At 68.2% G+C, this 14,365-nt stretch carries 14 protein-coding genes; 5 read left to right on the top strand and 9 right to left on the bottom strand.

The window, feature by feature from the left end; all coding sequences use genetic code 11:
- On the bottom strand, positions 1 to 1,290 hold the full coding sequence (locus tag ACFWY9_RS32820) for a DUF222 domain-containing protein (protein WP_378340679.1): 1,290 nt from the start codon (positions 1,288 to 1,290) through the stop codon (positions 1 to 3).
- A 195-nt stretch (positions 1,291 to 1,485) separates the two neighbouring features.
- Between ACFWY9_RS32820 and ACFWY9_RS32825 the strand changes: the two genes are divergently transcribed.
- Positions 1,486 to 2,673, top strand: a complete 1,188-nt coding sequence (locus ACFWY9_RS32825; RefSeq protein WP_378340680.1) for a hypothetical protein — start codon at positions 1,486 to 1,488, stop codon at positions 2,671 to 2,673.
- Positions 2,664 to 3,233 carry a GNAT family N-acetyltransferase gene (locus ACFWY9_RS32830; protein WP_378326759.1) on the top strand — a complete coding sequence of 190 codons (570 nt, stop codon included), beginning with the start codon at positions 2,664 to 2,666 and terminating at the stop codon, positions 3,231 to 3,233. Before ACFWY9_RS32825 ends, ACFWY9_RS32830 begins: the two co-directional genes overlap by 10 nt.
- Before the next feature lie 747 nt (positions 3,234 to 3,980).
- Here the strand turns inward: ACFWY9_RS32830 and ACFWY9_RS32835 are convergent.
- The gene (locus ACFWY9_RS32835; RefSeq protein WP_378340681.1) at positions 3,981 to 4,835 is read right to left on the bottom strand and encodes a LysR family transcriptional regulator; all 855 of its coding nucleotides are present in this window, start codon (positions 4,833 to 4,835) and stop codon (positions 3,981 to 3,983) included.
- 109 nt (positions 4,836 to 4,944) lie between these two features.
- Here ACFWY9_RS32835 and ACFWY9_RS32840 point away from each other — a divergent pair, with 109 nt between their 5' ends.
- On the top strand, positions 4,945 to 5,943 hold the full coding sequence (locus tag ACFWY9_RS32840) for a 4,5-dihydroxyphthalate decarboxylase (protein ID WP_378340682.1): 999 nt from the start codon (positions 4,945 to 4,947) through the stop codon (positions 5,941 to 5,943).
- 304 nt (positions 5,944 to 6,247) lie between these two features.
- On the opposite strand, the gene ACFWY9_RS32845 is transcribed toward ACFWY9_RS32840, so the two are convergent.
- From ACFWY9_RS32845 to ACFWY9_RS32865, 5 genes are all read right to left on the bottom strand, one after another.
- Positions 6,248 to 6,898 carry a TetR/AcrR family transcriptional regulator gene (locus tag ACFWY9_RS32845; protein ID WP_378326762.1) on the bottom strand — a complete coding sequence of 217 codons (651 nt, stop codon included), beginning with the start codon at positions 6,896 to 6,898 and terminating at the stop codon, positions 6,248 to 6,250.
- A gap of 66 nt (positions 6,899 to 6,964) precedes the next feature.
- Positions 6,965 to 7,480 carry an MBL fold metallo-hydrolase gene (locus tag ACFWY9_RS32850; RefSeq protein ID WP_378326779.1) on the bottom strand — a complete coding sequence of 172 codons (516 nt, stop codon included), beginning with the start codon at positions 7,478 to 7,480 and terminating at the stop codon, positions 6,965 to 6,967.
- Between the two features lie 108 nt (positions 7,481 to 7,588).
- A complete protein-coding gene (locus ACFWY9_RS32855) occupies positions 7,589 to 8,446 on the bottom strand; it encodes an oxidoreductase (protein WP_378340683.1) in 858 nt (285 codons plus the stop codon).
- Between the two features lie 380 nt (positions 8,447 to 8,826).
- Positions 8,827 to 10,323, bottom strand: coding sequence for an alpha/beta fold hydrolase (locus tag ACFWY9_RS32860; RefSeq protein ID WP_378340684.1), 1,497 nt, complete (start codon positions 10,321 to 10,323; stop codon positions 8,827 to 8,829).
- Between the two features lie 303 nt (positions 10,324 to 10,626).
- On the bottom strand, positions 10,627 to 11,481 hold the full coding sequence (locus ACFWY9_RS32865; protein WP_378340685.1) for an NAD(P)H-binding protein: 855 nt from the start codon (positions 11,479 to 11,481) through the stop codon (positions 10,627 to 10,629).
- 135 nt (positions 11,482 to 11,616) lie between these two features.
- Here ACFWY9_RS32865 and ACFWY9_RS32870 point away from each other — a divergent pair, with 135 nt between their 5' ends.
- Entirely contained in the window at positions 11,617 to 12,258 is a 642-nt protein-coding gene (locus ACFWY9_RS32870; RefSeq protein WP_378326766.1) for a TetR/AcrR family transcriptional regulator, read from the top strand.
- Between the two features lie 5 nt (positions 12,259 to 12,263).
- On the opposite strand, the gene ACFWY9_RS32875 is transcribed toward ACFWY9_RS32870, so the two are convergent.
- Both ACFWY9_RS32875 and ACFWY9_RS32880 read right to left on the bottom strand, forming a co-directional pair.
- Positions 12,264 to 13,253 carry a helix-turn-helix transcriptional regulator gene (locus tag ACFWY9_RS32875; protein ID WP_378340686.1) on the bottom strand — a complete coding sequence of 330 codons (990 nt, stop codon included), beginning with the start codon at positions 13,251 to 13,253 and terminating at the stop codon, positions 12,264 to 12,266.
- A 164-nt stretch (positions 13,254 to 13,417) separates the two neighbouring features.
- Positions 13,418 to 13,699: a hypothetical protein gene (locus ACFWY9_RS32880; RefSeq protein ID WP_378340687.1), complete on the bottom strand. Its 282-nt coding sequence runs from the start codon at positions 13,697 to 13,699 to the stop codon at positions 13,418 to 13,420.
- Between the two features lie 61 nt (positions 13,700 to 13,760).
- On the opposite strand from ACFWY9_RS32880, the gene ACFWY9_RS32885 reads away from it, so the two are divergent.
- Positions 13,761 to 14,327 (top strand): carboxymuconolactone decarboxylase family protein, encoded by a 567-nt coding sequence (locus ACFWY9_RS32885; RefSeq protein ID WP_378326770.1) that lies wholly within the window; start codon positions 13,761 to 13,763, stop codon positions 14,325 to 14,327.
- Positions 14,328 to 14,365 lie beyond the last annotated feature (38 nt).

Genomic DNA, 14,365 nt, shown 5'->3' on the forward strand with positions numbered 1-14,365 from the left:
CTAGGTCCGTAGATGGATGGTGTTACGTCGCGGCGTACGGGTGGCGTCCAGCCACGTGGGCGGTACGAACTCCGGTAGCCCGTCGCTGGCGATCCGGACTTCCCATTCGGAGTGGTGGATTACCTTGTGGTGCACGGAACACAGCAGCACGAGATTGTCCACTTTGGTCTCGCCATGGTGTGCCCAAAACACGACATGATGCGCCGTACAACGGTAAGCAGGGGCATTACAGCCCGGGAAGGCACAGCCGCCGTCGCGGCGAATCAGCGCCCGGCGGATGGCCGGAGTGGCCAGTCGCTGTGCCCGGCCGACGTCGAGGGGCTCGCCGTGGGAACCCAGGACCATGGGGATGATCTTGGCGTCGCAGGCGAGTCGTCGCGCCTCGGCTGCGGTGATCTCGCCGAGCAGGTCAAGAGTCGCCTGCCCCATCCCGGTCCGTAGTTCCTTAAGCCCGACAGTCACGACAATGTGGGTGGCTTCCCCGGCCTGCGTCGGCAGGTCGGGGTGTTCGGACCACATCCGCACCAGTTCGGAGAACGCGCAGCCACGTCGCTCCCACTGGGTACGTGTGTCGCGGCCTTCTTCCTCGGTGGCCGGACGGGGTTTGGCGAGTGGATCCAGCATCGCTTGCAGGCGCGCGGAGGTCTCGTCGTCGACGCGTGCTTTGATCTGATGCCCGCCGTCGCGGTGCGGGGCGATGGAGAACTCGGGCTGGAACGGTTTCGGGTCCCGGGTTTTCGGCTCTTTCCCGTCGGGGTCGAGCTGGGCGAGCAGGCGTCGTCCGGCGGCGCGGATCTCCCGGGGTCCGGCCGAACGGGCCAGCTCGGCCAGGATTTTCTCCGCCTGCTCCCGATCCTGCACCGATACGGTCTTGGGAAGCTTGTCCAGCACCCGCAGGATCTCGTCGATCTGCGCGGCACCGACCGCACCTTCCACGGCAGCCTGCGCGGTCGCCGGAGCCTGCGGCAGCTGCTCCCCGCTTGTGAGATCACGGGTGCCGTTCAACGCCAACGCCCGCGCCACCCGAGCCTTCGCTTCGGCATAGGGGATGTTCAGTGTTTCCTGCAAAAGCCGGGTGAGGTTTCCATAGCCGGTGGTATCGCGCACCCCGCGACGTTCCAGCTCGGCCATGATCTCGCCCTGGACGGCCGCCTCACGCCGTTGTACGCGCTCGCTGTCGAAGAATCTGTCGAGCAGGCAGCCGACATCCTCGCGCCACCACTCGGTGCGCGATTCCTGGGTGCTGCCGCTGGTACTCACAGCATCGACTTTACCCCGATTCTCGAACATGTGTTCTACACGATCGAGTGTAGCTGCAGGTGTCAGATCAGCTTTCCGGGGCGTTCGGTGCGAGGGTCCGTGGTTTTCGCCCGCATCGTGACTGTCCTCGCGGCCTGCCTCTAACGGCTGAACAGCCGTGTCGGGTGATCGACGGGTCAGCGTTGCGCACGACAGCGAATCCAGTTGCTCCGCATAATGCGCCTGATGATCACCTCGCTCGATGACGCGTGCCGGCTACTGAGAGCGGTACCGCAGCTTGGCTTTGTGTCGCGCCCGTACATGCTGCTGCGCACCGGGTGCATCTCGGTCGTGCTGAGCAGTGAGCAGGCTGATGTCGGCTGGGCGCGGCACTTCGATGCGGTCGATCGCTTGGTCTCGAGCCTTCCCGCGCTGGTCGGGGATCGCCGACGGGGGCGGGAACTGGGCTTTGCCTCGTACCTGGCCGTACAGCCGAAGTGGGTGAGGGCGCTGGAAGGCCTTGGTGCTCTCCCCTCGCCCCCGCGTCCCCGGCCGTCTTCCGCGGTGCTGGAGGACAAAACCGCCATGCGCCCCTGGCTGCGTGCGCTGGGGCTTTCGACGCCTGCCGACACGGTCGTCAGCACGCTCGACTACTGCGGGCTGCGTAACCGTTCCGGCAGCAGGTTCGTCGTGCAGGCTCCAATCGGTTCCACCGGTGCCGGTACCTACCTGGTCGCCGACGAGCAGTCGCTGACCCGGATCCCGTCGGGTGGGCCCTGGCTGGTCAGCCTACGCAGGCGACGTCTCGGTCAACTACCGCGCCGCCAGCCTGCTGCCGCCTGCCGTACTGGAACGCGGTCAGGAGGCGATGGAGCGGATCGGCGAAGGCCTGGTCAAGCTCGGCTACGTGGGTTTTTCGGAGCGGACTTCGTCGCCGCCGGCGACGCGCTGATCGCCCTGGAGCTCAACTGCCGGCTCCAGGGCTCCACCTGGCTCCTCTGCGAGCTCGAACTCGCGCAGCGGCAACTGCCCACCCAGCTGCGGCACATCCTGGAGCCTCACGGCCACCCCACTGCGGCCAAGTCCGTGCTCGACCCGCAGGACGCCGCCCTGCTGACCATCCGTCACACAGGAGCGCCCGGGAAAGTGGTGCTTGCTCCGCGCACCGGCGTGTACGCGGTCGACGGTGCCGGGCTGCGGTGGCGGAGGGAGGGCTTCGGCCTGTTGGAGTGCGGGCCGGACGAGTGCGTCCTGCTGCATCTTCCACGCCCCGGCACACTGGTCGGCCCTGGAACGCCACTGGCCCGGCTGGTCAGCCGCCGGGCACTGACCACCGCGGATGGCACTGCGCTCGATTCCCACGGCTGCCGGCTGGTGGGCGCGCTCTATACGATGTTCGAGGTCGAGCCGATGGTCGGGGCCGAGTGGCGCTGACCGGTCCGCTCTGGCTGAGGGTGGCCGAACTCGCGGATTTGGACACACTGGCCCGGTGGCGGGCGGAAGCGGCGGCGTGGATCGCGCACGAGCACCAATCCATCCAGTGGTCCAAGCCGTTCAACGCGCAACAGGCCCGCTCGTGGATCGAGCAAGGCGCCACCGTGATGGCGATGCTCGAACCGGGTGGTGAGCCGGTGGCCAGCCGCACCGTCCTGCCCGTCGGCGACCCCTTCCTGTGGACACCCGAGGAACGGGCGGCTCCGGCGCGGTACCTGGCGAAGCTCGTCGTCGACCGCCGGTACGCGGGCTGGGGGATCGGCTGCCTGCTGACCGACTGGGCCCGGCGGCGCGCCCACCGGGCAGGTGCCGAGATCGTCCGGATCAACGTCTGGACCGACAATCCCGGCCTCCACGCCTACCATCGCCGCTACGGGTGGCTCTGGGTCAGAACCGTGCCGGGCCACACCTCCGGTGCGCTCTTCGCCATGCCCGCTCTCGACGACCCGTTCGCCCCCTGTGTGCAGGAACTCGGCACGATCGTCCTCCCTGGCGACTGACCGGTGCCCTCCGAGCAGTCGCCGACGTCGACGAATGAGCACTCCGACGCTGAGTACCACGCGCCCCTGTGCAGACAAATACGGCACGTTCCAGTATTGCCCGCTACCGGTGTAGCGCGAGGGCACGAACCCCGGCGCGTAGAAGACGACAGAAAGGCCTGTCCGGCTGCGACGACAACAGCTGACCGAAGCGCAGGCCTCAGCCGGCGGAAGCGGTGGCCTACGACAAGTACGCGTGGCCGTCACAGTCGTCTTGTGTGACCGACCACGATATCTGTCACATGTCCACGACAATTGTCATCGGACACGTCGATGGAGCGGACGATCCGCAGTGGTTTCGTTCGCGAGATGCCGAGATGCGACCGCGCTTCTCCGTGACAACCGACCGCACCCGGTTCGGCGGGGAGGCTTGTGTTCGCGTGGCCCGACCGCGCTCGATCTCCGGCTCGTGAGACGAGCACACTCTGCTTTTCCTCGCTCCCTGCCGCCTTTGGCTGCTGCGAAGGAACAGGTCCTACGGGATCACCACGTAGCCAGTCGGTGGACCACCAACAGCAGGCGACGCACCGGGAGAACATGTTCCAGATCTGCATGTGCGGACCGATCATAGTGCCGGCGATCGAACGTCCTGTCATGCCGACGAGTGTGCGTGTACTCGATGAACGTCGGCTGTCAGAACGTGCGGAGTTCCGGCGGCGGCGATTCGGTTTCGACGACCAGTTGTGCCATCTTGGCGTGGGTCGCGGTTCAGGTCCGGTAGGTGCTTCCGGCTGCCTGGACGAAGGCGCGAACCAGCGGGTTGCGGCTGGTCTTCGGCCAGGCCACGACGATCTCGCTCGGCGGGTGGCCGGTCAGCGGGACGACGAGCAGCCCGGCGGGCAGTGGCTGGTCGACCGGGGCGAGTGCCGAGGTCCCGTTCCATACGACCGCCTGCAGGCATTCCTGGATGGTTCGCATGACCGGCGAGGCGTCGTCGTGCGCTCCGCCGGTCCAGTAGGCGGTCCACACCGGATCGGTGCCGTCCGGCAGCCGGACCCACCGGCGGCCGGCCAGGTCGGCCGCCGACACCGAGTCGTGGCGGGCGAGCGGGTCGTCGCTCCGCACCACCACCCCGACCGGCACCGAGCGCAGCGCGTGCGTCCGGATCCCGGTGCTGTCGAAGGGGGCGCGGGTCAGTGCCACGTCGACCAGTCCGGCGCGCAGTCCCGCCGTCGGGTCGCCGAGATCGGCTTCGTGGATGCTGACGTCCACGTGCGGGTGGCGTTCCCGGAACAGCGGGACCAGCCGCCCGCTGGCGTGCTCGGCCGTGTCCGCGAGCGTCCCGACCGTCAGGTGCGCCGCTCCCGCCGCGGCGGCCACCCGGCCGGGAATCCGGTCGGCCTGCCCCAGCAACGCGGCGGCTTCGTCGTACAGCACCGTCCCGGCGGCGGTGAGGGTGACGCCCTTCGGGGTGCGCTCGAACAGGATGACGCCGAGTTCGCCCTCGAGGTGCCGGATCGCCCGGCTGAGCGGCGGCTGCGCCATGTGCAGGCGGCTCGCTGCCCGGCCGACGTGGCGCTCCTCGGCCACCGCGACGAAGTACCGGAGCGTGCGCAGATCCACCCCGGCACGATACCCGTACGGTATCGAACCGACGAAAACGGTCTTGGACCCGCGGGCGGCCCCGCGCCGAGAATCGGAGGTGGAAATCCTGAAGTGAAAGGAAAAACCGATGCCCACTCCGAAGCTCAAGATCGGCTGTTTCCCGTACGACACGACACGGTCGTTGTTCGACGGGACCGTGCCTGCCGGCGACCTCGAGTACACGATGGACACCGCCGCCACGCTGCCGGAGATCTTCGAACGGCTGATTCGCGGGAACGAGTTCGACATCGCCGAACTGGGCCTGACGTTCTACCTCCGGCTGCTGGAGCCGGATCTGCCGTTCGTGGCACTGCCGATCTTCCCGAACCGGGTGTTCCGGCACTCGTGCGTCTTCGTCAGCACCCGTTCGGGGATCACGGAACCACGTGATCTCGTGGGCAAGACGATCGGAGAGTTCGGCACCTACGGCCAGGATTCGGGGGTGTGGGCCAAGGGGATCCTGATGGACGAATACGGGTTCGAGCCGGAACGGAACCGCTGGCTGATCGGCGGCCTCGAACACCCCTCCGCCCCCTTCGGCTTCATTCCCCACCCGCACCCGAACGACATCGAGGTGTCCGAGGCACCCGAAGGGAAAACGCTGAGCGACATGCTCGACGCGGGCGAGATCGACGCCTTGTTCTCCGCCAACGTCCCGCAATGCGTGCTCGACCGATCCCCGAACGTCGCCCGCCTGTTCCCCGACTTCGAACCACTGGAACGCGACTACCACCGGCGCACCGGGGTCTTCCCGATCATGCACACGATCGTCGTGCGGCGGGACCTCCTACGAGAGCACCCCGGTCTCGCCCATGACGTCTACCGCACCTTCACCGCGGCCAAAGACGCGGCCGCCGACCGCTACCGCCGCGACCGCAGGCTCTACCAGGTCCCGACCATGGTCCCGTGGATGCACGCGCTGGTCGAGCGCAATGACGAGCAGTTCGCCGCGGACTGGTGGCCCTACGGCATCTCGGCCAACCGCGTCACCCTCGACACGTTCCTGCGCTACCACTACGAACAGGGCCTGCCCTCGCGACAGTGGAAGGTCGAGGAGGTCTTCGCGCCGGAACTGCTCGACACCTGACCTCCGACCCCGGCAGACCGCCGTGCCCTCGGCGTCGACGACCACGACCTTTGACCTGCTCAAACCGCGCACGCCTCCGCGTCGCGTCCCAACGCACTCTTCTGCCGCTGAGCGGGTGTTCGGGTCTCAGTACTTGTTCGGCGGCGGGATCGCCTTGCCAGGCGGCAAGGCGATCGCAGGACGAGCACGAGTTTGCCTGTCTGCCTGAAACGTCGATACAGACGTCGCTCGGTGATATCAAGAACGCGACGTCACCTTGTGCGTAGTTCCGGTGGGCCGCATTCCTTCCCCTGCCGCCGGCCGGCTAGTTCGCTGGAGCCTGGGGCGTCTGGTCGGGCGTGGAACCGATGACTCGCAGCCAGATCTCGGCGCAGGTATCGGTTGCCGCGCGCAGGTCGCGGGGGCGAGCTGAGGCCCAGTAGAAGGTCCGCTCGGTCATCCAGCAGAGTCCGCGGGCCAAGGCGGCGGCACCGACGGGCCCCGGCACATCCGGGACGCCTGCGCGGGCCAGGACCTGGGTCATCGCTTCGGCGTAGGAGCCGAGCGTTTCCTTCCACAGTTCGCCGATCTCCGGGATGACCGGGGCGAAGTCCACGGCGGCGCGCATCACAAGGCCATGCTCACGCCACTGCTTCGCCGTACGCCGCAAGGCTTCGCGGACGATGTCCGCGGGGGCGGAGCCGGTGTCGCCGGCGGCCCCGAGCGCGTCCTCGCGCAATACGGCGACCGTGCGCGCCACCAGTGCGGCGAGCACTTCGTGCTTCGAGCCGAAGTAGAAGTACAGGGACGCACGCGAGATACCGGCTCCCTTGGCGATGGTCTCCACCGTGATCGACTCGACGCTCTCGTGTTCCAGCAGCGCTTCGGCCGCGTCGAGGATCGCCTGCTCGCGCAGGTCACCCTTGCTCGGGGTCGAGCGCCGTCTCCGAGACGTGCCAGTTTTCGCTGACGCCACGGGGCGACCGTACATCATGGTCTGTCCGTGGACGTGACATCGAGAAAACCCGACGTCACGTCCACCTCAGCGGCGGGCACCCGGAGTCCGATGTGCGCGCCAGTCCTCCGGGTCATGCGGAATCCACACTTCGGCGCCGGTCTCCGCCGCGATCGCCTTGAGCCGCCGGATCGAGGCGATCGCGCGCGGGTGGTCGTGGTCGATCGGCATCGGCAGCTCGTGCTCCCACGCGTGTCGCAGGTGCACGGTATCCGCGGTGAGCAGCACCGTGCGGGTGGGCAATGTGACGAGCAGTGCGGCGTTGCCTGGTGTGTGGCCGGGAGCGTGCACGATCTTCACGGAGCCGTCGCCGAACACATCGGCGTCCCCGTCGAACTCGCACCAGCCGGTGAGCCCGGCGAAGTCCTCGGCGCGGCAGGCCCGCAACTCTCCCTCGGCATGGGCGTGGACGTGCTCCAGCTCGCCCGCCCCGAGATGGCGCCGCGCGTGCGGGAACAGGCTCAAGCCACCGGTGTGGTCGAAGTGCCCGTGGGAGACGACCACGTGAGTCACGTCGGAGCAGGCGTACCCGATCGCCGCCAGCTGCCGGTCAACGGTCGACGCCGGCGCCGCCGGTCATCAGGTCCCCGCGTGCCATCGTCAGCGTCGCGCCTTCGAGAGCGTGGAGCCGGTTCGCTGTGGCGGCCACGGTCAGCTCGACGCGATCTGGTGGCCGTCGGGGAAGTCCGTCGAGTGCGACAGCTCCTCCCACTCGCGCAGGTCGGTCTCCACGGCCGCGCGGCCGGCCGCGACCAGACGCAGCGCGTCCGAACCGAGCACGAGGTGCACCGGTGGGTTGTCCGATTCGATGACCTTCAGGATCGCTTCGGCCGCCTTGGCCGGGTTACCCAGCTGGTTGCCGCTCGCCGCCGGGCGGGCGGCGCGGATCGGTTCGAACAGCTCGTCGTAGTCCTCGATCGTCCGGTCGGTGCGGACCATGGAGCTGCCTGCCCAGTTGGTGCGGAACGAGCCGGGCTCGATGAGTGTGACGTGCACGCCGAAGCCGGCCACCTCCTTGGCGACGGTTTCGAGGATGCCTTCGACCGCGTATTTGCTGCCGCAGTAGTAGGCGAGCCCTGGCACTGTCATCAGCCCGCCCATGGAGCTGACCGCGAAGATGTGCCCCGTGCGCCGCTTGCGCATGGACGGCAGGACGGCCTGCACTGTCGAGGCGACGCCGAACACGTTGGCGTCGAACTGGGCGCGCAGCTCGGAGATCGGCGACTCCTCGAAGACTCCCTCGTGGCCGTAGCCGGCGTTCGCGATCAGGACGTCGATCGGCCCGACGGCCGACTCCGCTTCACGCACCACGGCCGGCACGGCCCGGTCGTCGGTGACGTCGAGTTGTCGCGCGTGGGCGCGGCCCGGGGCGAGCCCTTCGAAGGCTTCGACGTCGGCCTGCTTGCGGACCGTGCCGATCACGGTGTGCCCGGCATCGAGCGCCCCTTGCGCGAAGGCCCGGCCAAGGCCGCTGCTGACACCGGTAATGAGGAAGATTCGTGCAACCATGCCAGTACTCTACACATCGTCGACTTAAATCAACACTGTGTCGACTAGCATGTGGGCTCGCCGCACGCCGGCGCAGCGGAATCGAGCCTGGTCCAGCCCGAACGTTGGCGGAGGCGCTCGACATGATTACGTACAACCTGTCGCAACCCGGCTCGCAGCGCCCAGATGCCTGGCCGTCTAAAAGCGTGACGGCGTTGGAGGCGACGCCGAGCGCGGCGAACTTTGCAGAACCCGTTGGTGACAACAAGCTTGGTCAGCCGGTGACAGCCGACGTGGTCAGCCATTCCCCAATATCCAGCTCAGACTTGGCCCCAGCGGCAGATATCGTGGTCAATCACAGTCGTCTTGGCCGGGTAGCTTGGACGTGCCGGCCTAGTGGTTCAGGGCACCGGCACCGGTTCCGGGATTGGTGCCCCGTCGCAGCTGTCGTTGGCGGGCACTCCGGTCTCGAAGAATCGGGCCACTTTGCTCGCGCAGGGCAGGTTTGCCAGTGAGCCGTGGATGTCGTCCTGCACGGTGAGCACCGTGCCTCCGATGCGCTGACGCATTTCCCATGCGCCGGTGTAGGGGGTCACGGATTCGTGCCGGTGCCCGATGATCTGCAGGTCGCTGCGGCCGGGACGGTAGTCGAAGTTCTTCCCGGCGTAGGGCCACTGCGCGCAGCTGCCGGCGTAGACCGGCACATCCGCGGTGGACATCGGGTACTGCTTGCGCAGTGCGCTGAACTCCTGCCATACGTGGTCCAGATCGCGGGTTCCGGTGGTGTCGGCGCAGTTGATTCCGTGCTGCACGAACCGGTTGAGCGTGTACGGGCGCTTCTCGTCCCAGCCGAACCCGGCCGTGGTCGCCGCGTTGGGCTGCTGCGCGGGCGGGTTCTTCCCGGCCCGCACGGCGGCCAGCGCCGAGGCGCCGTAGCCCCAGTCCGGCGAAAGGGACGAGGCCATGTTCCGCGCCCAGGTGTCGTTCAGCTCGAGTGTCTGGCCGTTCACCACGACGGTGCGCGGGTGGGCTTTGAGTTCGGCGCTGAGCGCGAGTTCGGTCGCGTACACCTGGTCCCCGGTCGTGCCGAGGTGGAGCACGGCGTCGCGTTCGGCCATCCAGCCGGCGAACCGGAGCAGGTTGTCGTTGCGGGCTTTCGTCTCGTCCGCCTCGAAGTGGTCGAGATCCATGTCCGGGGGCAGCACCGAATCGATCGCCATCCGCCCGACATGGTCGTCGAACAGGCTTCGGTAGGCCGCGCCAAGGCCGGTGCCCCAGGAAATGCCGAAGTAGTCGATCTTCCGCTCGCCGAGGGCTTCCCGGACCCGGTCCAGATCCCGCGCGATGGTCTCGACGCCGAGGTGGGCGGCGAACTCCGGGTCCTTGGCCGCACAGCCGCCGTAGATGTCCGAATGCCAGGTGATCCAGGTGACCAGATAGTCCTTTTCGGACTGTCCGGGCTGCGGCCGTGGTTCACCGCCGAGGCCCTGGCAATCGACCTGCCCGCTGAACCCGGTGCCACGAGGATCGAAGCTCACCAGGTCGTAGTACTTGCCCAGCTCGCCGAGCTTGCTGGTGCGGATCAGCTCGGGCATCGACATCCCGGTGCCGCCCGGTCCGCCCGGGTTCAGCATCAGCACCCCGCGCCGGTGCGCCGGATCGGACGCCGGGATCCGGTCCACCGCCAGCTGCAGCGACCGGCCGTCCGGCCGGGCGTAGTCGACCGGCACGGTCACCGTCGTGCATTCGGCGCTCGTACCGGCCTGCTTCGGCCACGACGGTGCAAGCTGCGTGCACGGCGTCCAGGTTGGCGACGCCTGCGCCGCCTCGGCCGGCACGGTGAGCCCGAGTGCCGCTACCGCCGCGCCGGCTATCGCCACCATCTTCCGCAGGACCATTCCCATCCTCCTCAACTCGAACCCACCACCGATACGGCACCGCGAACTACTTCCGCGCCACGGACCCGGAAACCCGGCAGCCGACCCGGCCAGCGGCTTTCGCCGGGATAGTCGAGGGAGGCAGGACGCCGGGTTTCCCTCCGGCGTATTTATGACCAAGGACACATTCACGATGGCGCGCAGTGGAGGCACTCAGGGGGTGATAGGACGGACGTTCCTGTCACAGATGGCGTTACGACAAGGAGCGGTGGCGGTCGCAAGGGCAGGCCCAGATCGATGATCAGATGATCGGCAAGAGGCGCTTCAGGCGACGATGTGGGCTGCGAGCCGATCGGCAACGCTGCTCGGCTCGCGTCCGAGGAGTTCGGCAAGCAGGGGGTCGGCTTCCGCGAAGTAGCCCGCGCGGCTGGCCTGGTACCAGGTGAGCAGGAGCCGGGTCGTCTGCTCCGGGACGCCGAGCGTGATCTGGTTGGTAACCCACTGTTCGTCGTCCAGGACGACGCGCTTGATGGTGCGGCCGGTGAGGTCGGTGGCGATCTTGGCGAAATCGTCGAAGGTGACGGCGGTCGGCGCGGTGAGCGTGACCGGGCCGTCGAAGGAGCGGTCGCCGGCGAGGATGATCGCAGCGCCCTCGGCTACGTCGGCGCGATCGGTATACGGCACGGGACCGTCTGCCGGTTGGGCGATCTCTCCGGTCTGCTGCCACGGGCCGAGCACCTGGTCCAGTGGGCCGTAGGCGCCGTTGCGCAGTGCTGTCCAGGCCACCCCGGACTCGGCGAGGATCGCCTCGGTGGCAACGTGGATTTCCGACGGCCGGTACGGATTGCCGGGGACGGCGGCCTGCTGGCTCGTGTAGAGGATCCGCCGGGCGCCCGCCGCGACGGCGGCCTCGATGGCATCGCGATGCAGGCTGACCAAGTCGGCCGCCGGGTCGTTGCCGGAAATCAGAAGTACCTGCTCGGCGCCGGCGAAGGAGTCGCGCAACGCGGCCGGATCCTCGAAGGAGCCCTGTCGCACCCGGACGCCGCGGTCGGCGAAGTGCTGCGCCTTGGCGACGTCACGGACGCTGACGCCGATCTGGCCGGCGGGTACGCGCTTGAGAAGGTGCTCGACGGTGGCGCCGCCCAGTCCACCGGTAGCGCCGGTGACAACGATCATGTTCGTGGCCTCTTCCTTGGTGCCCGCACCGCATCTGTCCTGGTGGTGGGCGGAAACCCTAAACTGACCATGTGGGTCAGGTTCGCTTCTGCCGTCGACTGTAGGTAAACTGACCCAGCGAGTCAACTTCCGCCGATGAGCGGCAGCGCGGGACAATGGGAGACGGTGAGGGCCTTGGCCGGTGCGGTGCCATCGGAATCCCGGCTGCGCGCCGACGCCAGGCGCAATTCCGAGCAGATCCGCTCTGCCGCGATCGGCGCGTTCCAGGGGCGGGGTCTGACGGTGCCGCTGGAGGAGGTCGCCAAGGCGGCGGGGGTGAGCAAGGCCACGATCTTCAACCGTTTCGGCGGTCGGATCGGCCTCATCGACGCCGTCATCGAAGAGGTTGTCGCGACGGAGTTGTTTGCCGTCATCGACCACACCCGGACCATTGACGACGTCGGCGAGCGGATCGCGTACTACCTCACCGCGATCCGCGATCTCCAGTACCGCCAGCCGGCCGTCAACGACGTCCTGTTGCAGACGTATCCGCACTCGCGGCAGCTCATGGAGATCTGCCGGGCCGGGAGCGAGATCAACGACGAACTCATCGCGGCGGCGCGGGCCTCGGGCGCACTGCGGCCGGAGTTCACGGCGGGCGACCTCCACGCACTCGTCGTCGACAACGCCCTTGCCCTCAAGCACGGAAAGCGGCCGCCCCGGGACGACTACGATCGCCGCACCGGTTACCTCCTGGACGGAATCCGCGGGCGCCAGTCCGCTTCTGGTGACAGGTAGTTCGGTCAGTCACCGTCGCGAAGCAGGGTCCGGTGGGGCGGGCGGCCATAGGTGGCGCGGTAGTGGTGGGCGAAGCGGCCGGGGTGGAAGAAGCCCCAGCGGGCGGCGATCTCGGTGACGGTGGCCCCGGTGGCGGGGTGGGCGGCCAGCAGTTCCCGGTGTGCCTGCTCAAGACGCGCTTGGCGGAGGTAGGTCATGGGGGTGGTGTCGCGGTGGCGTCGGAAGGCGTGTTGCACGGCGCGGATGGTGACGTTCGCGGCGGCGGCGATGTCGGCGACGTTGATGTCGGTGTCGGCGTGGTCGTCGATGAAGGCGATCGCGCGGCGGAGGGTAGCGGGGTGGGAGTCGTGGCGGTCTTCGATGGTGGGCTCGGTGAGTGTGGTGTTGGGGAAGGTGGTCAAGACGGTGGCGGCCAGCAGCCGGGCGGCGTTGGCGGTCACGAGGGGTTGCCGCATGGCTTCGGGCCGGTCGCGCAGGCCGGTGGTGAGGTAGTCGATCATGGCGTTCAGTTGGTGTGCGGCTGCCTTGGTGACGGGGTGCCAGTCGGTGAACCGGATCGGCTCCGGGTGGAGTGTCTCGGCGGGGGCGGCCAGTTGGTCCGGGGTGGTCAGCGGGAGGGTGGTGGCCTGGACGCCGCCGCCGCGCATTCGCACCCGGACCGGGGCGGCGTCCCCGCTTCTGGCGAAAAGGAAGACTTCGCCGGGGCCGAACTGGTGGTGCGAGCCTGCGTACCAGTGATCCAGGGTCGTGGTGAGGGGGCGGGTGATGAGCAGTACCGGCGTCGGTTCCAGGGTGTAGTCGATCTCGGCGCCGGTCTGCGTCAGGGTGTCCATCGTGAGGATGTCGGTGGCCAGCCGGGTGTAGCGGAGTGAGAAACGGCCCTCGTGGCCGGTCATGCGGATAGGAGTGCCGTAGGCGGTGGTCAGCCGCTCGCTCGCCTGGTCCCGGTCGCGGGTCTCGAACCCCAGATGCGGGGGCAGTATGGCGGCGGCCATGATCAGGACTCCTCGGCACGACAGCAAGACCGGTGACGTGGGGTCCGGCCTTCGCGGTGGTACGGCGAGCAGTCTCCTCGCGCCGACGCGTCCGCAGTGCATCCAGCGGGCACGTCCACGCGGTCGGAGCAACGATGGCTCCGGCATCCGGCAGGCAATGGACCTCAGGAGTCTTCGGGCGAGTCCAGTACCTCGGTGGCCAATCGTTCGAGGTAGCCCGCGAAGCGAGTCCGGTCCGCGGCGGGCCAGTGGCCAACGAGCGCGTCGAACGCTTGCCGCTGGAAGGTCTGTGCCGAGTGCAGGAACTTCCCGGCTTCGTCGGTGAGCTGGAGTGCCGCGCGCCGCGCGTCCCGGCTGGACGTCTCGCGCCGCACGAAGCCGTCGCGGACGGCGTCGGCGATCGGTGCGTGGTGCACGTCACCCGCGCGGGGCACGGAAGCTGTCACATCCTCCGACGCTGTCTCGTCCTCCTCATAACCGCAGGTAAACGAGTTGGAGGAGGCAATCATGCCGCGTATCCCCGCGAAGAAGACCAGCGAAGCCGGGCTCTTCCTCAAGCTGTTCTACAAGATGGCGGGCAAGCGGTACGGCGCCGTGCCGGAGCCGGTCGCGGTCACCGCCCATCACCCGGGGCTGCTGCGGGCGAGCGTGGCGCACGAGATGCTGGTCGAGCGGGCGATGAAGAAGCTCCCCAAGAACGTCTGGGAGCTGGCCGTGTATCGCGTCGCGACACAGCTCGGCTGCTCGTGGTGTGTCGACTTCGGGACGATGCTCCAGCTGCACGGCGGCCTGGACATCGAACGGCTGAAGAAGATCGACGACTACGCCACTTCGCCCGCTTTCGACAAGCAGGAGCGGCTCGCGCTCGCCTACGCGGACGCGATGACGGTGAGTCCGATCACCGTGACCGACGAACAGGTGGCCGAGCTGGAGGCCGAGTTCGGCAAGGAAGGCGTCCTCGAGCTGACGTACCAGATCGCGCTGGAGAACTCGCGCGCCCGGATGAACAGCGCGCTCGGCATCGTCGCGCAGGGGTTCACGTCGGGCGACGCCTGCCAGGTCCCGCTGCCCTGAGGGACATGCGCCCCAATGTGGCGTTCGGTGCGTCCAAC

The sequence above is a fragment of the Amycolatopsis sp. NPDC059027 genome, from assembly GCF_042739735.1.
In the GTDB taxonomy this organism is placed as follows: Bacteria; Actinomycetota; Actinomycetes; order Mycobacteriales; family Pseudonocardiaceae; genus Amycolatopsis.

Bases quoted from the DNA above. Each gene is read 5' to 3' on its own strand.
- ACFWY9_RS32820 (WP_378340679.1), bottom strand. From the start codon at position 1,290: ATGTTCGAGAATCGGGGTAAAGTCGATGCTGTGAGTACCAGCGGCAGC.
- ACFWY9_RS32825 (WP_378340680.1), top strand. From the start codon at position 1,486: ATGATCACCTCGCTCGATGACGCGTGCCGGCTACTGAGAGCGGTACCG.
- ACFWY9_RS32840 (WP_378340682.1), top strand. From the start codon at position 4,945: ATGCCCACTCCGAAGCTCAAGATCGGCTGTTTCCCGTACGACACGACA.
- ACFWY9_RS32855 (WP_378340683.1), bottom strand. From the start codon at position 8,446: ATGGTTGCACGAATCTTCCTCATTACCGGTGTCAGCAGCGGCCTTGGC.
- ACFWY9_RS32860 (WP_378340684.1), bottom strand. From the start codon at position 10,323: ATGGTCCTGCGGAAGATGGTGGCGATAGCCGGCGCGGCGGTAGCGGCA.
- ACFWY9_RS32865 (WP_378340685.1), bottom strand. From the start codon at position 11,481: ATGATCGTTGTCACCGGCGCTACCGGTGGACTGGGCGGCGCCACCGTC.
- ACFWY9_RS32870 (WP_378326766.1), top strand. From the start codon at position 11,617: ATGAGCGGCAGCGCGGGACAATGGGAGACGGTGAGGGCCTTGGCCGGT.
- ACFWY9_RS32875 (WP_378340686.1), bottom strand. From the start codon at position 13,253: ATGGCCGCCGCCATACTGCCCCCGCATCTGGGGTTCGAGACCCGCGAC.
- ACFWY9_RS32885 (WP_378326770.1), top strand. From the start codon at position 13,761: ATGCCGCGTATCCCCGCGAAGAAGACCAGCGAAGCCGGGCTCTTCCTC.